Origin of the sequence: Pseudomonas alliivorans (genome assembly GCF_017826695.1) — a bacterium.
GTDB lineage: Bacteria > Pseudomonadota > Gammaproteobacteria > Pseudomonadales > Pseudomonadaceae > Aquipseudomonas > Aquipseudomonas alliivorans.
In genome coordinates this window covers 1-22,445 of record NZ_JAFFZW010000011.1, presented here as the reverse complement: position 1 = coordinate 22,445, position 22,445 = coordinate 1, and the positions used below count along the sequence as shown (strand labels likewise).

The following is a 22,445-nucleotide window of genomic DNA, read 5'->3' as shown; positions in this document are numbered from 1 at the left end:
CGCTGGCAAATTCTGGTACAGATTCAGAAAGCATAAAAAAACAGGGATCAGTTTCGGGGGCGAGGTCAGAATGAGGCGAGAATCTTGCCCAGCGTCGCCATGGCCTGCTCGCAGCGGTCATCCCAGGGGCTGCCGTGGTTCAGGCGTGCGCAATTACGAAACCGCTGCGAGGGCGAAAAGATCGGTCCCGGTGCCAGGCTGATGCCTTGCGCCAGGGCTTGCTGAAACAACCGAAGCGAATCCACCTGTTCGGGAAACTCGAACCACAGAAAGTACCCGCCGGCCGGTTTCGTGACGCGAGTGCCCGTCGGAAAGTAGCGAGCCGCTGCGGCAAGCATGGCGCCTTGTTGAATTTCCAGCGTATCGCGCAACTTGCGCAGATGTCGGTCATAGCCGCCATGGTTGAGATAGTCGGCAATCGCCGCCTGCGCGGGGACCGAGGGTGAAATCGTGGTCATGAGTTTCAGGCGATTGATCTGCTCGGTATAGCGTCCGCCCGCTACCCATCCAACCCGGTAGCCTGGCGCAAGCGTCTTGGCAAACGAGCCGCAGTGCATGACGCGGCCGCTGCGATCCAGGCTCTTGACCGGCTGCGGCGCGGTGGTTCCGTAATACAACTCGGCATACACATCGTCCTCGATCAACGGGACGTCGTGAGTGTCCAGCAGCTCATACAGCCGGGTCCTCTTTTCCGGCGTCAGGCTGGCCCCCAGCGGATTCTGAAAACTGCTCATGAACCAGCAGGCCTTGATCGGCAATCGGCTCAGGCTGTCATGCAGCGAATCCAGGTCCACGCCGTCACGGGGATGCACCGGGATTTCCACGGCTTTGAGCTTCAGGCGTTCCAGAACCTGCAGGCACGCATAAAAGGCAGGCGCTTCGATGGCAACCAGATCGCCGGGCTCGGTGACGCATTGCAGGCACAGGTTCAACGCTTCCATGGCGCCGTTGGTGATCACCAGTTCGTGTGCCGGCAGGCGTACACCGCTGATCATGTAGCGCAACGCAATCTGCCGACGCAGCTCAGCGTTTCCCGTGGTCATGTCATTGATGATGGTGGCCGGGGTCAGCGCTCTTGCGGCGATGCCCATGGATTTCGCCAGTCGTGGCAACGGATAGAGATAAGGGCTGGGAAACGCCGAGCCGAATGGAACGGTGTCCGGGTCCTTGAGCGACGCCAGCACCGAAAATATCAGGTTGCTGACACTGACCTCGGTCCCTTCACTGACATGCCTGACCAACTCGGGCTCGGTCATGGTCTGCGGGCCGTACTCGCGCACGTAATAGCCCGAACGGGCACGCGCTTGAATGAGTCCTTTGTCTTCCAGCAAATAATAAGCCTTGAAAACCGTCGTCGGACTGACCGAATACGTGCGGCTCGCCACACGCACGGACGGGACTTTTTCGCCGGGTGGCAGAATCCCGCTGCGGATCATTTCAGCGATGTCGGCGGCGAATTTTTCGTAGCGTTTCATGGAAGGCATCGAGAAGAGGGCGGTTGCATGATGCGTGAAAGCGGGTTGTTGCCACAACGCTTCGAGCGTTTGATCTGGTCGCCGAGCGGGTCTGCACAGCTTTCTGATGTCAGCTAGGCTTGAACTTCTTTGTAAGGAATATCAGCCATGTACACGCTCTACGGTGCCAGGGGCTGCGGTTCGGCAGCCATTGAGGTCGCGCTTGAGCTTTGCGCAACACCCTACACGCTGGTCGACGATCACGCTTGGGAAGATGGGCCGGGCAGGGAAGCGTTGAAACAGGTCAATCCCCTGATGCAAGTGCCTGTTCTGGTGCTGCCCGACGGCACCGTCGTGACAGAGAGTGCGGCAATCCTGATTCACCTGGGGCTTGAGTTCCCGGCAGCCGGCCTTCTGCCGCGTGCAGCGTCCGAGCGATCACAGGCGCTCCGGGCGCTGGTCTATATCGCCACCAACTGCTACGTGCCCAGCGCCATTATCGACTTCCCGGAGCGCTGGTTACCCGACAGTGACCAAAAGACTCACAGGAAGCTGGAGGCCGGCGCGCAGTTGCGCCTTTACTGGCACTGGCAGATGTTCAGCGATCTGTTCACCCAGCCGGGAAGTTGGCATCCTCAAGCACCCGGCGCGGTCGAGATCCTCGCCAGCATCGCAAGCCGGTGGAGCGGGGCGCGTGACGACCTGCATGGTTCGCGACCGACATTTCATGCTTCTCTGCTGCAGATCGATGCTCATCCCGTCGTTGATACAGTAGTTCAGCGCCACTGGCCTTGAGGTGTGACGTTGAATCTGGGGAAGGGTGTGTTCAGCGTTCGTTCAGCCTGTTCAGGTAAGCTCGACACCACCCTCATTGGGCGTTTGTGCTGTGTTGATCCCGATTGATGTGATTCAGGAGAAGACAATGACTTCACTTGCACAGATATTCCAGAGCTTCGACCCCTCCACACCCTTCAACGCCCCCGAAAACTGGCTGCAAGGCAGAACGGTTTATGGCGGACTGACAGCCGCGCTCGCGTTGCATACGGCGATACAGGCGGGCGGTCCCGAGCTGCCGCCGCTGAAATCTGCCCAGATCACCTTCGTCGGTCCTGCCATGCTTGAGCAGACCTTCAAGCCAACCGTGTTGCGTCAGGGAAAGTCAGTCACGGTGATGACCACCGACTGCTTTTCATCAGCGCGGCTGGCGCTGCACATGACCATGGTGTTTGCCGCTTCGCGTGACAGCCGGATTCTTCACGATTATTCACAGCGACCCGCCGTCGGCCGACCCGACGATTATCCAGTGTGGGATGCAGGACCACACGCCCCCAATTGCGTCCACAACTTCCAGAAACGACCTGCCGGTGGCACCTTGCCTTTCTCCGGCGCCGCCGAGCCCGAACTGCTGATGTGGGTCAGGCATGAGGATGCACAAGGCATCGATCCAATGGTGGCGCTCATGGCACTGGCGGACGCGCTGCCCCCGGCATCCATCACCACCCTGACAACACACGTCCCGCTCAGCACAATCACCTGGACACTGGATATCGTCAACGCGCCTGCACCGGATCAGTGGTTTTTGCTCAAAGCCTCAAGCCATGTGTCGGCTGACGGCTATTCGTTTCAGGACATGGAAATCTGGAGTGAACGCGGAGAATTGGTGCTGAGGGGGCGGCAGACGGTTGCGATTTTTGCGTAGCTAAATCCTGTTCGTTTCAGTGCCTCGGGGGGCTCCTTTGACCTCGGTGATAAGATTTTGTACAAAGTTGTACAATTATTTGACGTCATCATAATGGCGAACTAATATCGCGCCCGAATTTAATATCAATGTGATATCGCAGGGACGCGTCGTGTATCTTTTCGCTTCAAGATTGGCCGTGCTGGCGCTGTTGGCTGCCGCGCCGCTGTCTGTTTTAGCCGCCACCACACCCGGCGAGCAGGACCTCATCCGAGATCGTCAGGATCGCCTGCTTGAAGAGCAGCGCCGCCGTCTCGAAGACCTCAAGGATCTGCCGGGCAAGCAGGCGGAGCCTGCTGCTCCGGTCGCGCCTGCCGATACACGCTGTTTCACGATCAATCGCATCGAACTCAAGGGCGCGGATTCGCTTTCAGCCGCTGAGCGCGACAAGCTGATCCAGCCTTATATCGGGCAATGCCTGGGCGTACCCCAGCTCAACGAGCTGCTCAAGGTCATCACCGATCACTACATCGAAAAAGGTCTGGTGACGACGCGGGCGTATCTGCCGCAGCAGGATCTGTCCAAGGGCGATCTGCAGGTGCTGGTGATTGAAGGCAAACTCGAGAACCTGCGTGGCGCTGCCGACAGCGGCCTGTCGGCGCGTGAGCTGGCCATGACCTTTCCAGGTCAGGAAGGCGAGATGGTCAACCTGCGCGAGATCGAGCAGATGGTCGATCAGCTCAACCGCCTGCCGTCCAATCAGGCGCAGATGGAACTGACACCTGGCGAGGCGGTCGGTGGCAGCGATGTGGTGGTCAAGAACACGCCGCAAAAGCCTTGGCGAGCAAACCTGTCGCGTACCAACGAAGGTCAGCGCAGTACCGGTGAGCAGCAATGGAACGCCGGGCTCGAGTGGGACAACCCGCTGGGCCTGGCCGATCAGTTCAGCCTGCGCGGCGGACACGATGCGATCAGCGATCGCCAGAAAGCTTCTCGCAATGCCTCGCTGTCGTACAGCATGCCCTGGGGCTGGTGGACTTTCAGTTACCTGTACAGCACCAGTGAATATCGCTCGGTGGCCCAGGCGTCCAATATCGACTTCAAGCAGGACGGCGACAGTCAGAACCATCAGTTCAGGGCTGAGCGGGTCGTGCACCGTGACGCGCTGAGCAAGACGTCGCTCAATGCCGGTCTGGCGTACCTGCGCACGAACAATTATGTAGAAGACAGCAAGCTGGCGCTCAGCAGCAACCGTATCACTGAGGCGCAGTTCGGCATCAACCACGGACGCCGGATAGGCTCGGCGTTTCTCAACATCGACCTGGGCATGCAGCACGGCATTGGCGCCCTGGATGCTCAGGGCAGTCACGACCCGGGTCCGGGCGAAGCCGATGCGCGCTACCGCAAATACACCGGCACCCTCAGCTACCTGCAGCCGTTTCAGTTATGGGGCGAAAAGCTGACGTTCACCAGCCTGGCCACCGGACAGCGCAGTGAAGATGTGCTGTTCAGTCCGCAGCGCCAGAGCCTGGGTGGCTCGTCGTCGGTACGCGGTTACAAGGACCAGTTTCTGTCAGGCGACAGCGGTGGCTACTGGCGCAACGAAGTGCGTCTGACTCGTCCGGTCACCCTCGACTGGATGCGGCCGGTCTTCGCCGAGTATGGTGCCGCGGCGGGTTACGACCAGGGCGTGATCCGAGGCGACCGTTATAACGGCGACCAGCATGGCCGCCTGTCCAGCCATTCGTTGGAACTGTTTACCCGTGGCCAGCATGTCGCCGCGTCGGTGACCTTTGCCCGCTCCCTGGAACGTCCCGATGTGATTGAGCGCGAATCGCCGATCTACGTCCGCGTGGATTTCTTCCTGTAACCCAGCCTTTTTCATCTTTCCCGTTTCGAGGTCACTTACATGGACGTTCACCAGTTGGCTCTGCTCGCCCGCCAGCCTTCCGCGGCGTTGACCGAGCGTCAGCATTTCTGGGGAATGCCCAAGCGTGGCCTTGCGCTGATTCTGGCCAATGCCCTGTTCTGGCAGCCGCTGCTGGTCCAGGCCGAAGGCATCGCCGTCAGTGGCACAGGGACCACGCTGGGTCAGGCCGGTAATGGGGTGCCCATCATCAACATCGCCACGCCCAATGCCAGCGGCCTGTCGCACAACCAGTTCCAGCAGTACAACGTTGACAGTCAGGGCGTGATTCTCAACAACTCGACCAACCAGACCCAGAGCACCCAGTTGGGCGGCATCATCGTCGGCAACTCCAATCTGCGTGGCACAGCGGCCAGCACGATTCTCAACGAAGTGGTGGGCGCCAACGCCAGCCAGCTAAGGGGTTACACGGAAGTGGCAGGGCAGGCGGCACGCGTCATCGTGGCCAACCCGTATGGCATCAGTTGCAATGGCTGCGGGTTCATCAATACGCCGCAGGTCACGCTGACCACCGGCAAGCCGGTTCTCGACGCCAGTGGTCAGTTGCAGCGCTTCAACGTTCAGGGCGGCAGCATCTCGATTGACGGCGTGGGAGTGAACGCCGACAACGTCGACCAGTTCGACATCATCACCCGCAGCGCGAAGATCAACGCCGAACTGCACGCCAAACGCCTCAACGTCATCACCGGTCGCAACGACGTCGATGCACAGACCCTGAACCCGACGGCACTGGCAGACGACGGCAGCAGCAAGCCGGAACTGGCGATCGACAGCTCGGCCCTGGGCGGCATGTACGCCGGTGCCATCCGGCTGGTCGGTACCGAGGCGGGCGTCGGCGTCAGGCTCGCCGGAGACCTGGCGGCCAGCGGCGGCGATATCCAGATCGATGCCAACGGCCACCTCAACGTCATGCAGGTGGCGGCGAGCGGCGCGGTAAACGTGCGGGCCAACACCGCCGAGGTCAACGGGCCGGTGTACGCCGGTTCCTCACTGGCGATGACCACCGGCGGTGATCTCACAACCCGGCAGAACGTCGCTGCACGCGATGCACTGACCCTTTCCGCTGGCGGCCAGTTGCGCAACACGGCCGTGATCGAAGCGGGTGTCAACGCGGACAACAGCCGCAACGCGTCGGGCGATGTGACCTTGTCGGCCAACGGCCTGACCAACAGCGGCAGCATCACTGCCAGCCGTGCCTTGCAGGCTACCGTTACCCAGACGCTGAACAACCAGGGCGCAACCTTGAACGGTCAGGCCAGCGCACGGGTTGCTGCGGGCGTGATCGACAACCGTCAGTCCGGCCGTATTCTGAGCCAGGGCGGCAACGTGGACATCAACGCCTCTCAAGTACTGAACGCACAGAGCGGGCTTATCAGCAGCAGCGGCAATCTGAACATCACGGCCCAAACGCTGGATAACAGCCAGCAAGGCAAACTGTCCAGTGGCGCTGTGCTGACTGCGCGCATCTCCGGCCAGGTGCTCAACCAATTGGGCATCATCAACGCCGCAGGTGGCCTGCTGCTGAACACCGGCACCGTTGACAACCGCACCGGTGAAATCTCCAGCCTGGGCAACCTGACCGCCACGCTCGTTCAGTTCGACAACAGCAGCAGCGGTCGCCTGTTGGCCAACGGCACCCTGCAACTGACGGCCGACACGCTGGACAACCAGAACGCCGGTTCGGTATCAGGCCAGCAGAACGTACAACTGACACTGGGGCAACTGACCAACACCGGCAAGGGCAGCGTTTACGCCAGAAACAGCCTGGGCGTGACTGCCACCAGAGCCGTGAATAACGATCAGGGCGTGCTGCGCAGTGACGGCATCCTGAGCCTGAGTGCGGCGAGCCTTGCCAACAGCGGCGGCAGCGTCACCAGCGCCGGAACGGCCTCGATTACCACCAATGCCGCCGTCGTCAATCGGGGCGGACAGATTCTCAGTGATGCCAGCCTGACGTTGACCAGCGGCTCGCTGGACAACAGTCAGAGCGGGCGGATTGCGGCCAACGGCGCTACTGTCACCACGGGCGCATTCGATAACCACAAGGACGGCCGTCTTACGAGTACCGGCACCCTCGGGCTGACTGCTGCTCAGGTCAACAACACCGAGGCAGGTCGCATCGCCAGCGCCATGGCCCTGACGGCGGTGGTCACAGGTCTTGATCAGACCAATGATGGTCGTCTTTACAGCAACAGCGACGTAAGCCTGGATCTGAACAACGGCGTGCTGAATAACCAGGATGGGTTGATCAACGCACCCGGCCAACTGCTGCTGAAAAACCTGAACGTGGTGAACAATCAGAGCGGTGAGATTTCCAGCGCCAACGGCTTCTCGCTGTCGGCCACTTCGCTGGAAAACACCGAAGGTTCGCTGCTGAGCGACAAGATGCTGATCCTCCGCGTGAACCAGTTGCTGACCAACCTGCGCGGACTGGTATCTGCCAACGGCCTCGAGCTGCACGCGACAACCCTGAACAACCAGAACGCGGAAATTTCCAGCCTCGGTGCGTTCACGGCAACGGTCGGCCAGTTCGATAACAGCCAGAAAGGCCGTTTGATGGCCAACGGCGCATTGTTGCTGACTGCAGACAGTTTCGACAACCAGGCCAACGGTGTGGTCTCCGGGCAGCAATCCGTCCAGTTGAATCTGGGGCAATTGGCCAATACCGGCAGCGGTCGGGTTTACGGCAAAAACAGCCTGGGTTTCAACATTGCCGGTGCATTGAACAATGAACAGGGCGTTATCCGCAGCGATGGCACGTTATCGCTTACGGCCGCATCGCTGAACAACACCAGCGGCAGTATTTCCAGTGCGCAAACTTCCACGATCACTGCCACCGGAGCTGCCGTCAATAATGGCGGTGAGGTGCTGAGCGACGCCAGTCTTACGCTTACGACAGGTAGCCTCGATAACGCTCGCAAAGGGCGAGTCGCCGGCAACGGCATTGTGTTGACCACTGGAACGTTCGAGAACCAGAACAGCGGTAGCCTGATCAGCAGCGGAGTCATGCGTCTGACTGCCGGACAGGTCAACAACAGTGAGGCGGGTCGTATCGCCAGCGCGATGGCGTTGACTGCCGTGGTGACTGCCCTTGACCAGACCAATGATGGACGGTTGTACGGCAACGGCGATGTCAGCCTCGATTTGAGTCACGGAGTATTGAATAACCAGGGAGGACTGATCACCGCTCCGGGTCAGTTGATTCTGAAAAACCTGACCACCGTCAATAATTCGGGCGGTGAAATCTCCAGCGCCAACGGTTTCATGCTGACGGCCAACTCAATGGATAACACCGACGGTTCGTTAATTAGCGACAAGGCACTGACCGTGCGCGTCGACAAGCTTCTGAACAACCTGCGCGGTCTGATTTCTGCCACAGGTCTCGAGCTGAATGCCGCGACGCTGAACAACCAGAATGCAGAAGTCTCAAGCCTGGGTACGCTGACGGCAACAGTGGGTCAATTCGATAACAGCCGCAAAGGCCGCTTGCTGGCCAATGGTGCCCTGCTGCTGACGGCCGACAGCCTCGATAATCAGACGGCAGGCGTCGTCTCAGGGCAGCAGTCTGTACAGCTCAATCTGGGCAAGTTGACCAATACGGATAGCGGTCGGTTTTATGGCAAAAACAGTCTGGGCTTCAACGTTACCGGTGCGCTGAACAATAGTCAGGGCGTCGTTCGCAGCGATGGTACGTTGGAGCTGAAGGCTGCATCGCTTAACAATGCTGGTGGCAGCATCACCAGCGCTGACACTTCCCTGCTGACTGTTACCGGAGACGTCGTCAGCCTGGGCGGTGAAATATTGAGTAACGCCGACCTGACGGTTAAAAGCGCAAGTCTGGATAACAGCAAGAACGGACGTATCGCAGGCAAAGGCGTAACGGTCGATACAGGAGCGTTCAACAACCAGCAGGGCGGTCGCCTGACCAGCACGGATGTGCTGGGTCTGACCGCCGCTCAGGTCAACAACAGTGAGGCAGGCCGTATCGCCAGTGCGAAAGCGCTGACAGCGTTCGTCACCGGCCTTGACCAGAGCAAAGACGGTCGGCTTTACAGTAATAGCGACGTCAGCCTCGATTTGAACAACGGTGTGCTGAATAACCTGGGCGGTTTGATCACCGCCCCTGGCGAGCTGTTCTTGAAAAACCTGACCACAGTCAATAACCGGAACGGCGAAATCTCCAGCGCCAATGGTTTCACACTGTCGGCCACTTCGCTGGACAACACTGACGGTTCGGTCATCAGCGACCAGGCACTGATCGTACGCGTCGATAAGTTGCTGACCAACGTGCGCGGTCTGGTTTCCGGCAAGGGGATCGATTTTAGTGCCAATGAACTTAACAACAACGGCGGCAGCGTCAGCAGTGACGCCGATCTGATCATTGATGTTAACGGCTATCTGTCAAATCAACTCGGTGAACTGACCAGCGCCGGCAAAACCGATTTGGCTTCCCTGAGCCTGGACAATACCCAGGGTCAGGTCATGGCCGATAAGTTTCTGAACATGGTCGTTGGCAAGGCGATCAACAATCAGGCAGGCACCTTGGGGTCAGGGCAGGGCGTCGATATTCACGCGGTGAGCCTGGACAACAGTCAGTCTGGATCGGTAGTGACCGACGGCAAGCTTTCTCTCGTTCTGACGGGGGCACTGGACAATCAAACCGGGGGCAGCCTTCAGGCCAAGGGGCTGATGAATCTATCCAGCCTCTCAGTGGACAACCGCGGTGGCAGCATCGTCGCCAGGGATCTGCTGATCGTACACAGCGATGGCGTCGCCAACCGCGGCGGAGCCATCCGTGCTGAAAAAAGCATGCAACTGTTCGTCGATCAACTCGATAACAACCAGGCAGATCTGGCGGCAAAACAGAAAGGCGGTATTCAGAGTAACGCTGGCCTTGAATTGACAGGCACGTTTCTGGATAACCGTAGCGGCCTGCTCAATGCTGCTGACCTGATGAAATTGCAGGTGACAACAGCGCTCAACGACTCGGGACGTATCGCCAGTCAGGCTGATCTTGTTGCTGAAATCGACAGCCTGACCCAGCAAGGTGGCGAGTTGGTTGCGCAAGGTGATCTGACCTTGGTCGGCAAGACGCTGGATAACCGATCGGGTGGTCTGGTAGGCGCAACAAAAGCGCTGAAACTCAACGTGGACGATATCGACAACCGCAATGGTGAGATATCCAGCCAGATTGGCGTAGACATCACTGCCAAGATGCTTGAGAACAGTAACGGCGGCAAGGTTCTGGCCGGTACTGCGCTGGAATTGGAAGTGGCGCGCATCATCAACCTGAACAAGGGGTTGATTTTCGGCAACACCTTGCATCTTGACGGCGCGCGCCTGGACAACGCGGGCGGTACGCTGGCCAGTCAGAACAACCTGACAATCCTGTTGACCGACGCATTGGACAACACAGGCGGCCTGCTCAGCAGCGAGGCTGCACTGAGTGTGACAGCCGACTCGCTGCAAAACGCCAAAGGCAGTCTGTCCAGTGCCGATGCACTGGAGATTGATACAAAGGGCGCGCTTTCCAACCAGTCCGGCTCTGTGACCACGGATTCGACGCTCACGATCTCCAGTGCCAGCCTGGACAACAGTCAAGGTGGAGCACTGTCGGGCAAAGGTGCGACGAAGGTTACTGTAACTACCGGCACATTCGATAACAGCCAGAAAGGGCACCTGACCAGCAGCGATACGCTTGACCTGATCGCAGGCAAGGTCATCAACCAGAGTGCCGGGCGTATCGCCAGCGCACTGGCGTTGACCGCCACGGTTACCAGTCTTGATCAGCAGGCAGGCGAGATGTTCAGCAACACCTCGTTGAGTCTGGACCTCAGCAACGGCCAGTTGAACAATCAGGGCGGCCTGATCAATGCCTCCGGCCTGTTGCTGCTGAAAAACCTCAAAGGTGTTGCAAACCAGAACGGCGAAATATCCAGCAATCAGACCTTCACACTGAAGGCCGACAGCCTTGATAACAGTGGCGGCAAGTTGCTGAGTGGTCAGAAGTTGACGCTGGTTATCGACAAGGCGCTGGCCAACGTCAAAGGCTCTATTTCTGCTGCTGCGCTGGATATGCATAGCGCAGGGCTGGACAACACCGCAGGCTTGATCAGCAGCCGCGGTGCGTTGGACCTGACTGTCGATACCGCTCTGAACAATACGAAAGGCGTGGTGATTGCCGACGCAGACGTCGTACTGAATGCTGCTTCCGTTAACAATCTGGAAGGTCAGCTTGCCAGCAAGAAAAACCTCGTTGCGCACATAGGCAACCTGCAGCAGCAAGGCGGCCAATTGATCGCGCAGGGCTCTCTGGCGCTGACCGGTGATGCACTGACTAACAGCAACAAGGGCCTGATTGGTGCAACCCAGGCGCTGGTTATCAATGTTGCTGACATTGATAACCGTGGTGGCGAAATCTCGGGTCAGGACACGATCACACTGACCGGCGCCAAACTGAATAACGGCGACAGCGGCCAGATCCTTGCGCAGAAAGCCCTGAAACTGAACGTGACCCGGACTATCAACCGGAACGATGGCCTGCTATCCAGCACAACAGGCCTGACGGTCGTCGGTACTGCTCTGGACAACATTGGCGGAACGTTAAGTGGGCTGCAGGACATCAATATCGATTTGTCCGGGCTGCTCGATAATACAACGGGCCTGGTCAGCAGTGAGGGTACGCTGATCCTGAAGGCTGGCAGCCTGACCAACACCGCTGGCAATGTTTCCAGTGCTGACACCCTGTACCTGCGTAGCGCTGGAGCATTCGGTAATCAGGGCGGCAAACTGGTGACCGATGGTGCGCTCGACCTGGGGAGCAGCGTCCTCGACAACAGTCAGCGCGGCACCATCAGCAGCAAAGGCTTGCTGAAGCTCAATACAGGCGATTTCGATAACAGTCAGAATGGGCGTGTCAGCACGGGTGACCGACTGGAACTGACTGCCGCGAAACTCACCAACAGCAGTGGCGGCAGCATCGGCAGCAGTCAGGCGATGACCGCAAGCGTCAGCCGTCTGGATCAGCAGAAAGGTACTCTTTTCAGCAACACCTCACTCAGCCTTGATTTGAACAATGGCCAGTTGGACAACCAGAGCGGACTTATCAATGCCCCAGGCACGCTGCTGCTGAAAAATCTGGGTGTGGTGTTGAACCAGGGTGGGGAAATTTCCAGTGGGCAAGCTTTCACGCTGTCTGCAAATAGCCTTGAAAACAACGGCGGCAAGGTACTCAGTAATCAATTCCTCACTCTGCGTATTGCCAATGCACTGAATAACGTTAAAGGCATGGTCGCCGCAGCAGGCGTGGATGCCAAAGCCGGTGCGCTGGACAACACCGGCGGGACCCTGACCAGTCGCAACGATCTGGAACTGACGGTTACCGGGACGCTGACCAATCGCGAAGAAGGTCTCATCAACGCGAACCAATTTCTTAAATTGGGTTCAGGCGTCCTTGATAACCAGACGGGCCAGTTACTGGCTAAAACGGGTCTGACGCTGGACGCAACAACGATCAATAACACCGCCAACGGCTTGATCAATAGCGGCAGTACGCTGGTTCTGACAGCCAACAGTCTGAATTCGGGCAACGGTGGTGAAGTTTCGGCATTGGGCGCGATGAGCGTCATCCTTGATGCGCTGTCACTTGACTCTGGACGTTTGATGGGCAACACCAGTCTGTCCATTGATCTGAAAGACGCTGATCTGAACAACCGTAGCGGACTGATTTCTGCCAAAGGTCCTCTGACCTTCAAGCGCGTACGCGACTTCATTAACCAGTCAGGCGAAATCTCCAGCGCGCAAGGCTTTGAGCTGAACGGCCGTGCGCTCGAAAACACAAACGGCAAGGTCATCAGCAGCGACGTACTGACAGTCGCAACCGACAGCATCAATAACCAGAACGGCCTGATTTCCGGTTGGCAACGTCTGGACGTTCACGGCAAAAGCCTCGACAACCGCAATAACGGTACGCTGTCCAGCCGCAACGGCTCTGTTGGCGTCGACCTGAGCGGTGCGTTGCTCAACAGCGGTGGCGGGGCGCTGGTCAGCCAGACAGCGCTGACTGTCAAATCTGACAGCCTCAGCAACAGTGGAGGCATCCTGTCCAGCGGTGCTGGCCAGACTCTGACCGTTACCGGCCGGCTGGACAACAGTCAGAAAGGCTTGATTGACAGTGGGGCCGGACTGACGATCAAAGCCGCTACGCTTGATAACACCGCTGGCAATCTGACGGCCGCGCAGGACCTGAGTTTCGAGGGCGGAACTCTCGACAACAGCGTGGGAAACCTCAGCAGCAAAGGCGCAATGACCCTCGACCTGCTGGCTGCCCTGACCAACACCAACGGGAAGCTGGCCAGCGGCGGCGCGTTATTGCTGCGGCGCAGTACCCAAGTCAATAACCAGGGCGGACAACTGGTCGGCAAAAGCCTGTTGACGCTCAATACATCCGGGCAACTGGATAACAGTAACCGCGGCACCCTCGCATCTGACGGTAAGCTGCATCTCATCGCTACCGGCAATGTGGTCAACGCTACAGACGGCCTGATCTACAGTCAGGGCGGCGATGTAGAGGTGGACGCAGCAGGTCTCAACAACACGCTTGGCACTTTGCAAAGTCAGGGAGCGCTTCGCGTATCGGTTAACAAAGACGTCGACAACCTGAATGGCCGCATTATCGCCCAAGGGGGCGATCTTGGAGTTACCGCAGCAAACCTCAACAGCCAGGGTGGTGTGCTTTCCAGTTTGCAGGGTGCATTCACTTCGACTATTACCGGCGTGTTGAACAACGGTTATGACGGCAAGCGGCAAGGAGGTGTGATCCAGGCCCAGCGTCTCAACCTGACCGCATTGGGCGGCTTCAATAACTACGGCGGTCGTGTTTCTGCCCGGACCGGCGAAGCGCTGATAACCACATCGGACTTCGATAACCGTAATGGCGGTCTGTACGCGAAAGGTTTGGTGCGCGTTACGGGTGTCAACTTCGATAACAGCGGTGATAACGACGGCCAGATTGCGGGCGGCCAGGTCGAACTCAATCTCGGCGGGCTGCTGAACAATCGCCTGGGCATCATCGAGAGTGACAGCACGCTGAACATCAGCGCCGCGAACCTGGACAACCAGACAGGCCAGCTACGCGCGTTAGGGACAGGTGGTTCGACGCTTTTCCAGATCGGCAACCAGTTCGACAACCGCAGCGGCCGACTGGAAGTGGCAAGCAGCGACCTGACGCTTAATGCCGCCAGTTTCCTCAATGCCAACGGTTCTCTGCTGCATGCCGGAGAAGGCACCTTCGCGATCTCCACGCCCAATCTGACCAACGCAGGCGGCAGTGTCGTAACGCGCGGCGGACTGACGCTCACGGCTGACAGCTGGACAAACAGCAGTGTGATTCAGGCAGGGCGATTGACGGTCAATGTCGGGACATTCAATCAGACGGCGAGCGGGCAGTTGCTGGCGTCGAATGCGTTTGTCGGGACGGGGGGCAATTGGACTAATGATGGGTTGATTGCGAGTGATGGGAGCTTGACGCTAGAAATCGAGGGGGCTTATTCGGGAGGGGGGCGAGTAGCTAGTCTCGGGAGTCTAAAGTTGGCGGCTAGCAGACTTTCCTTGAATGGTACGTCAAGTGTCGCGGGCGGTGCTCACAGCGAGCTTAAAGCGTCTGGGCAGTTTGATAATTACGGTCGTATATCTTCGGCTGCGGATCTTGTGGTGGCCGCAAATGTACTTAATAATCACGGGGCTTTAGGAGGAGCATTAGATGTTGCTGTAAATGCCTCTTTGGTGCTCAATTACGGTGGGTTGATTTACAGTGGTGCGAATATAAAACTAGGTGCTAGTGATTTTTCAAACCAAAAAGGAGACGTTTACAGTTTAGGTAATACTTTTATTGTTGGTAATGGGGTGGAGCAAGCTGATCGAATTGCAAATATCTCAGGAAGCATGGAGAGTGGAGGTGACTTTTCCATAGGTGCCAAGGTTTTTGAAAATCGAACAGAGGGAAGTGATGGTAAGAAAGTCTCTGCAGGTCGTACACTTACTAAAGCTATTTTGGCTCTACAGTGTCTAGACTGTAAAGGCGACACGTATTCAGTTAATTATGTATTGAGAGAGTTTTTCGAGGGAGTATCAGATGACGACGAATCTGCATCTTCTCTGATTTCTGCTGGACGTGATTTTTATTTTTCCGGTGGGGATTTTTTAAATAGTAAAAGCAATATTAATGCTGGTCGCAATATCGGTATTAATGCTGTTGATTTCAGAAATGTTGGTGCGATTGGAGGTGATATCGAGCGTACGCGTATCTACAAGGCTGATGGAGTCTCAGATAATAGTGTTTATAGTGAGCTGGATTTGCTGAAGGCTTATAATCAACGTAATAATCCAGAGTTTCCTAATATTTATTATGTCGATGTTGATGGAGAACTCCGGTTGGGCGTGCCGGTGCCTGAAATAACTTCGGTTGGGTCCGATACTCCAGTAGATTGGACCGTGTACATGATAAAAGATCCCGTAACCTTGCAGTATGTTGAAAGTGTACCTTATTCTGTATACTACACTGAGGGTGGGTTCAATAGGACTTTGCCGGTATCTATGTATGACCCGCATAACCTATTCCAGACGATACCGGACGAAATCGCGAGGCACAATTTAGTAAGTGATGTGGAGAGAGCTCGTGACGGTAGCGTAGGAGGACGAAGTGCTGTTATTCAGGCAGGCGGCAACGTTTCTATAAGCGCAACGCAGCAGTTACAGAATAGCGTTATTCGCCAGGATTATCTGGTAGGTGGTGGCGTCAGTAAAGTCCAAGATACGAGTACTTCAGGCGCTGGCACTACAGTTATCAGGATAAACGCCCAACTCCCCCCTGACCTTGCCCAACAGCAAGTCAACCCACTTGCCCTGCCAGGTTTCAGCCTGCCGGCAGGCCAGAATGGCCTGTTCCGTCTTAGCGGCCAGTCAGGCAGCGCCTCGTCTATCTCCCAGTCCACCGGCGTCCCGCAAAGCTGGACGATGGGCGGCGCGAGCATATCGCTGGCTCAGCGTGAACAATCCGTCCCCGACGCACAAGCGGGCATCATCCAACTCGGTGCGGTCGGACAGATCGACAGCGCCACTCGCCAGCTTGCGCTAACCACACGGCAGGCTGCAGGCTTGAGTGCCAATGCATCTACCTTCGACACCAGTGCTCCAGATTTTTCGAACACCGGTGGATTCGTCTTGCCGGGTCACAGCTCGGACGCCGCTGGCTTAACGCTCGTCGATGCAGTTGCCGGAGTGACAGCGAGCAATCAGGGCAATGGTGCTCTATTGCCCGTTCAGAGTAATGGTTCGTCGACCGCAGTACCGTTGATTACGATAGCTTCCTCCAATAACGGCACGATCCGAAATCCTGGTGCAGTGCAGGGCAGCGCGATGACCTCGGTTACCCAGGTCACCGGTACATCAGTGGCCAGTCAGATCCCGACGTCTGCCAGACCATCGGTGATCGCTCAAGCCAATCCGGTCATCAGCGCAGCGCGGCCGGTTACCGTCGCTCAGAGTACCGCCATTACCCCAGTCACAGCTCCCGCCTCACAAACGGTCGCGAAGGTTCAGGGTCTGCCCACTAGCACCTTCGTCTCCAAGCCTCAGAAATACCTGATTGAAACCAACCCGGTACTGACTGAACTCAAGCAGTTCATGAGTTCGGATTACCTGCTTGCAGGTCTTGGCTACGACCCGGAAGTCAGTGCCAAACGTCTGGGCGACGGCCTTTATGAACAGCGTCTGGTGCAACAAGCGGTGGTCGCTCGAACCGGTCAGGCGTTCATTCAGGGGCAGACCTCCAACGAAGCGCAGTTCAAGTACCTGATGAACAACGCTATCGCGAGCAAGCAACAACTGAACCTTGCCGTCGGCGTATCGCTGAGTTCGCAGCAGGTTGCCGCGCTGACCCACGACATCGTGTGGCTCGAAGAGCATGAAGTGAATGGCGAAAAGGTTCTGGTTCCGGTGCTGTACCTGGCGCAGGCGGATAACCGTCTGGGACCAACCGGTGCCTTGATCGCCGGTAATGACGTTTCGCTGATTGCGGGCCAGAACCTTGATAACGTCGGCACATTACTCGCCAGCAACAACCTCTCCGCAGTCGCGGGCAACAACCTTGTCAACACCGGTTTGATCGAGGCGGGCAATCGCCTGGACTTGCTGGCAGGCAACGATCTGATCAATACGGCGGGCGGCATCATCAAAGGTCGTGATGTGTCCCTGACCTCGCTCAATGGCGACGTGATCAACGAGCGCAGCATCACGTCGATGGACAACGATGTCCGTGGACAGCGACACAGCGAGTTCGCTGATAGCGCGGCGCGCATCGAAGCGGCCAACGACATGAGCATTTCGGCTGGCCGTGACTTCATCAACCGTGGCAGCGTTCTCGAAAGCGGGCGTGATCTGAATATCGTTGCCGGACGTGATTTGACGATCGGGACGACGGAAGTCAACAACAGCCTGTTCTTCGACAAAAATCACAACAGCAGCGACATTACCCAGCTGGGCTCTACCGTCACTGCCGGACGCGACATGAGCGGCAAAGCTGGCCGCGATATTTCCTTAATCGCCAGCGACATCGATGCCAAGCGCGACATCGCAATGGCCGCCACGGAAAACATGACCATCAGCTCCGCGGCGGACGAAGAGCACTCCCTGTCCAAAAGCAAGAAACTGACCCGTCAAGAAGATCACGTCAGCCAGGTAGCCACCGACCTGAATGCCGGTGGCAGCGTGGCCCTGCAGGCCGGTCAGAACCTCGCCGTGATCTCCAGCCGGATTACAGCAGGTCAGGAAGCGTACCTGGTGGCAGGCGAAAACCTCGACATCCTCGCCGCGCAGGACAGCGACTACTCGCTGTACGAAAAAAAGAAAAAGGGCTCGTTTGGCGCCAAGAGCTTCAAGCGCGATGAAGTGACCGATGTGAAGAACATCGGCAGTGAAATCACGACTGGCGGTGATCTGGTTCTGGCGAGTGGTGGCGATCAGAAGTATCAGGTGGCGAAGCTGGAGAGTGGGAATGACCTGACGATTGAAAGTGGCGGGGCGGTGACGTTTGAGGGGGTGAAGGATCTACACCAAGAAAGTCATGAGAAAAACAAAAGTGATCTTGCATGGAGTTCGGTAAAAGGCAAAGGCAGTACCGATGAAACACTGCGACAAAGCGAGCTCGTAGCTAAAGGCGAGCTGGCCATTCGAGCGGTAGATGGGTTGAGGATCGATATTAAGCAAGTCGATCAGCAAAGCGTGAGCCAGACTATTGAAGCCATGGTCAAGGCTGATCCGCAACTCGCTTGGCTCAAGGATGCGGAAAAACGTGGTGATGTGGACTGGCGCTTGGTCAAGGAAATACACGAGTCCTTCAAGTACGGTAGTTCGAGCTTGGGTCAAGGAGCGATGCTCGCGATCATCATAATCGTGACGGCTTTGACGGCAGGTGCTGCCAGCACACTTGCTGCATCGGCAGGAAGTATGATGGGGGCGGGTGCGGGGAGCACAATGGCGGCTGCTACGGTTGGAGGTGCCACTTCTGCGGGACTTGGCAACGTAATAGCGACTGCCGCACTGACCTCGATGGCGAGCAATGCAGCTGTCAGTGTTATTAATAATCGGGGCAATATTGGCGCGACCTTTAAAGACATAACCTCTTCCAGCTCTCTGAAAGGGTATCTAACTTCCGCAGCTATGGCCGGTTTGATGCCCGGCTACAACCCTACCAATCTCGGTTTTAACATGGCAAGTGCGCAAGCAGTGTTGATGAAGTCAGCATCCGATGCCTTTGTTAATACTGTTATTAATGGGGGAAGTTATTCAGAGAATCTTGGTAATGCATTGGCAGGGCAAGCCAGTAATATTGGTATGGCGGTTGGGTTTAAATCAATTGGTGGGTGGGCTCTCGGTAAGTACGACGACGGTAGTATACAGAAAGTTTTGGCGCACGCCCTTATAGGGGGGCTTGTTGCCGAAGCAACAGGAAGTGATTTTAAAACTGGCGCTATTGCTGCAGGTGCCAATGAGGCACTGATTAATGTAATTGGCAACATGGCAGGCGGTAACAAGGAACTTGAGCTAATGGCGTCTCAGCTCACAGGTATTGTGGCGGCAGCGGCTGTAAATGGAGATGTGGCCAAGGGAGCAGAGGTCGCTAAATATGCAACAACTTATAATAGGCAACTGCACTTTGAAGAACAGAAATGGCTGAATGAGAACGCCAAGGCTTTTGCTGAGAAAGAGGGCATCACGGAACAGGCAGCGATGGAGCGTCTGAGCCAGCAAGCCTTGAAGAATACAGACATGCTATGGCGTTCCCTGCTGACCGATGGTGATGATCCGAAGGCCATGTCTTTTCTGGCAGAATCTGGCAAAACGTTCGTGAATGACTTGGGGACGGACCAAAAGCTCTTTACCACCGACGGTAATCAACTGTTCCGGCCTGAAATGTTTGCCGATTCGGCCGATCCGGCTTTTTACAAGCAGTTCGTACAGAGTGGTATAAGCCGCAGTTTGAGCGACGGACTCGTCAAAGAATTGAAGGATTCAGGTGTCGCGTTGAAAAACGGCGCCGTTGATCTGGTAGAGGCTGCGCAGAAAAATCCTAGCGCTGTGCTTGACGCGATCATAAGCGGAATTGGAGAGCTGCCCCAAGGTTTGGTCGATAGCTTCAAGGAAAGCGGCCAAGCCATAGGTGAGGGAGCAGCAGTTGCCCTGAATACAGATATTTCCAGCAAGCTCAATGCGATCTATAGTCAGGATGTCGGGACCGCACAGAAAACCTTGCTGGCAATTCGGGTTTTTTCGGCATTAGCGGGAGCGAAGGGGCTTGCTAGCGCCGGTGACGCTTTGGCTGACAAGGTTGTCGGGAAAAAACTCGACGAGTTGCTTGAACAAGCGAAAAAAGACGATAATGGCGCAAAAGCGACTGCGACCGTGATTGACACTGCTCCGATGGCCCAACGGGTCATGGACGTTCGAGCTGGGTTGCCGTCTGGCTTACGGCGAAGTGGTAACGTAGCTGTCGCGGAAATAGATATTCCCGGAATACCTAAGCAGATGGCCGCACACAGCCAAGTCTCTGATGCTGGTAAGGGGCTTGTCGGCTCCGGAAATGGGAATTTTGTCGCTCAATCTGTACCCAATAAGGCTGGAGACTTGGTTTATCGGGGAATAGATACGGAATACAAAATTCTAGATAATATCGCTGACCAGTTGGGGAGAAATACCTCCGCAAGAGGAACAGTAAATATCCTTACGGAGAAAGCGGCTTGTGCCAGCTGTCTGAATGTGGCTGAGCAGTTCAAGGCGAAGTACCCCAATATTACCGTTAATATTCTTGATAATCAGGGTGTTATGCTGCGCCCTCCGAGGAAGACGCCGTAATGGAAGACAGAGTGACTTATGGTGAAATCCGGGCTTGGTTTCTGGGTAGCTATTATAGCTATTGCAAGGTCAAGCTCAGCCACCAAAGCTCATGGGCTGAAGGTGAAAGTGAAGTGGGTTATGCCTATGGCGAGCTTGAAAACTCATTTGAATTGCCTATTGAAAAGTTAATGCTCGAAGTTATAGCGCTTATTCTTTCAGCAGGGCGATCTCCGGAAAAGGTCCAGAAATATCATCTGGATACCATCTCTAAATTGTTAGAGGAGTTTGAACTCTCCTCTATCTTGGAAGATCTGCCTTCTGATGAAGTCGTGGAGCTTAAAGATGACCTTAGATTATTAGGTGTATGTTAATAGGGTAAAGCAGATATAGTCCGAAATATTTGTTGGTGCAAAAGCAACTGGCGGGGTGGTAGACCGTGCTACTACTGGGATTGAGTGGGGTAAGGGTATCCAAGGACAGGGCATGCCTTGGGAGGATTACCTTGGGACGCAACTGCCAGCTGGCTCTCGACTACCCCCAAACTTTAAGACATTTGACTTTTTTGATAGAGCGACCGGTGTTGCGACTAGTGCCAAAACACTTGATACGACCACTGCGGCTAAAATGGCCAATCCTAGCCAGGTATATTCATCACTCAAAGGAAATATTGATACCGCCGCAGGGTTTACTGAGTACGGTTTGAAAGACGTAACAGTATCCTCTAGTCAAATTACTAGTCGTGAATTGCAAGTGGCAGTTCCAAATGCTACGACGAGTGCTCAGTGGGATCAAATTAATAGAGCTATTGAGTATGGTCATAGCAAAGGCGTTGCGGTGAAAATTACCAAGGTAGATTAAGATGAGTGATGTCGTAAAAACAGCTTGGGCAGATGCGAAAATGAATAAAGATTTCATTTCCGTAAAAACTTTTTCTGGCTATCGAAGTAGCCAAGCAGATCCGCAAGGTGTGGAGTATTTTTTCAGCCCTGACGCTGCCGATAAAGAGCTAGGCCTTGCTTTGCTTGACGCCTTGGCTCATAGCCGATTTGTGCTTCCCGAGCCGCGAAAGGATGTTTGGATTCATCCTGAAGCTACTTTTGATATGGAGCTCTACGACTACAACCTGACCAATCAACGATATGATCAATGGGTTGGCAACACTTTGGAGCGCTATGGCTACAAGACCAAGCGTGCATTATTTAAAGATATGAAAAAATGCAGTATCGAAAGTAAGAGTGATCAGATCACTATTCGCCCCAGCCATCACGAAAAGCTAGAAGCCTGGAGTGGTAAGGGTATAAGTGAGAGTAACTATGTCACTATCCCCAGCGGTAGTAGCCCTTCTGATATAGGCGCGGCCCTGCGCTTGGCTTTTAGTAGGTGTACTTAATGTGTTGAGGTTTCGATTAATCTAACACCGGCTTCATGCTGGTGTTGCTTTATCTACTTAGTGTAAACCTCCCTTCCTTTGGCTGGCCTAGCGTGTTAAGTCAAAATAGTTAACTGCGTGCTGGGGAGTAACTGCGCAGGCTCAAGCAAATAGAACTCAGAAAATGTTTGATGAGCTGAGCATTAAAAATATTTCAGTGAAGGTGATTCGTGAGCCAGGAAATCAATAAGCACGTTGCGCGAGCCATTGTTGAGCTTGCTATATTTCTTGAGTTTTCGGGAGATGATGCATTAAATCCAGATGCTGCAATGCAGGGGCTTGAACAATTAGCTTCGACATTGCAAATGATGGACTTGGAATCTAAATCATCTTTGTGCTCTCAGTTTAAAAGCATCGCAATAGAGTATTCAGATGAGCAGGCAGAGTTTGTGGAAAGCTTGGGCGAAGCGCTGGGATTGATCGAGGAGTAGTTTGCTCATCAGTAAAAGCGAGACTGTCAGAAATTTTGTGTTCGGACATAACATGTAGCTAGGGATTCTCCGAACAAGTCCTCAAATGTGATGAAATACGCCTGACCACCTGATCCGAGCCGCCCATGAGCCAGAT

General features: G+C 55.8%; 9 protein-coding genes. 8 read left to right on the top strand and 1 reads right to left on the bottom strand.

Translation table 11 applies throughout. The annotated features are described in order from the left end of the window. Positions 1 to 65 precede the first annotated feature (65 nt). The gene (gene mapR / locus JTJ32_RS22705; protein WP_210043358.1) at positions 66 to 1,475 is read right to left on the bottom strand and encodes a GntR family transcriptional regulator MpaR; all 1,410 of its coding nucleotides are present in this window, start codon (positions 1,473 to 1,475) and stop codon (positions 66 to 68) included. Positions 1,476 to 1,622: 147 nt separating this feature from the next. On the opposite strand from mapR, the gene JTJ32_RS22700 reads away from it, so the two are divergent. The 8 genes from JTJ32_RS22700 to JTJ32_RS22665 all read left to right on the top strand — a co-directional run bounded on the left by JTJ32_RS22700 (position 1,623) and on the right by JTJ32_RS22665 (position 22,309). After that, a complete protein-coding gene (locus tag JTJ32_RS22700) occupies positions 1,623 to 2,249 on the top strand; it encodes a glutathione S-transferase (protein WP_210043357.1) in 627 nt (208 codons plus the stop codon). A 127-nt stretch (positions 2,250 to 2,376) separates the two neighbouring features. Beyond that, on the top strand, positions 2,377 to 3,153 hold the full coding sequence (locus tag JTJ32_RS22695; protein ID WP_210043356.1) for a thioesterase family protein: 777 nt from the start codon (positions 2,377 to 2,379) through the stop codon (positions 3,151 to 3,153). Between the two features lie 172 nt (positions 3,154 to 3,325). Beyond that, the gene (locus JTJ32_RS22690) at positions 3,326 to 5,002 is read left to right on the top strand and encodes a ShlB/FhaC/HecB family hemolysin secretion/activation protein (RefSeq protein ID WP_236059412.1); all 1,677 of its coding nucleotides are present in this window, start codon (positions 3,326 to 3,328) and stop codon (positions 5,000 to 5,002) included. A 39-nt stretch (positions 5,003 to 5,041) separates the two neighbouring features. Next, complete coding sequence (locus JTJ32_RS22685; RefSeq protein WP_210043352.1) at positions 5,042 to 20,467, top strand: two-partner secretion domain-containing protein; 15,426 nt, start codon at positions 5,042 to 5,044, stop codon at positions 20,465 to 20,467. Then, a complete protein-coding gene (gene imm2 / locus JTJ32_RS22680) occupies positions 20,467 to 20,820 on the top strand; it encodes an Imm2 family immunity protein (RefSeq protein ID WP_024672729.1) in 354 nt (117 codons plus the stop codon). The genes JTJ32_RS22685 and imm2 overlap by 1 nt, the downstream gene beginning before the upstream one ends. 112 nt (positions 20,821 to 20,932) lie before the next feature. Continuing rightward, entirely contained in the window at positions 20,933 to 21,307 is a 375-nt protein-coding gene (locus JTJ32_RS22675; protein WP_210043350.1) for an endonuclease toxin domain-containing protein, read from the top strand. A gap of 1 nt (position 21,308) precedes the next feature. Further along, complete coding sequence (locus tag JTJ32_RS22670; RefSeq protein ID WP_210043349.1) at positions 21,309 to 21,839, top strand: contact-dependent growth inhibition system immunity protein; 531 nt, start codon at positions 21,309 to 21,311, stop codon at positions 21,837 to 21,839. Positions 21,840 to 22,048: 209 nt separating this feature from the next. Then, the gene (locus JTJ32_RS22665; RefSeq protein ID WP_078731018.1) at positions 22,049 to 22,309 is read left to right on the top strand and encodes a hypothetical protein; all 261 of its coding nucleotides are present in this window, start codon (positions 22,049 to 22,051) and stop codon (positions 22,307 to 22,309) included. Positions 22,310 to 22,445 lie beyond the last annotated feature (136 nt).

Excerpts from the sequence above, each read along its gene's own strand:
- mapR (WP_210043358.1), bottom strand. The coding sequence starts at position 1,475 with ATGAAACGCTACGAAAAATTCGCCGCCGACATCGCTGAAATGATCCGC.
- JTJ32_RS22700 (WP_210043357.1), top strand. The coding sequence starts at position 1,623 with ATGTACACGCTCTACGGTGCCAGGGGCTGCGGTTCGGCAGCCATTGAG.
- JTJ32_RS22695 (WP_210043356.1), top strand. The coding sequence starts at position 2,377 with ATGACTTCACTTGCACAGATATTCCAGAGCTTCGACCCCTCCACACCC.
- JTJ32_RS22685 (WP_210043352.1), top strand. The coding sequence starts at position 5,042 with ATGGACGTTCACCAGTTGGCTCTGCTCGCCCGCCAGCCTTCCGCGGCG.
- imm2 (WP_024672729.1), top strand. The coding sequence starts at position 20,467 with ATGGAAGACAGAGTGACTTATGGTGAAATCCGGGCTTGGTTTCTGGGT.
- JTJ32_RS22675 (WP_210043350.1), top strand. The coding sequence starts at position 20,933 with ATGCCTTGGGAGGATTACCTTGGGACGCAACTGCCAGCTGGCTCTCGA.
- JTJ32_RS22670 (WP_210043349.1), top strand. The coding sequence starts at position 21,309 with ATGAGTGATGTCGTAAAAACAGCTTGGGCAGATGCGAAAATGAATAAA.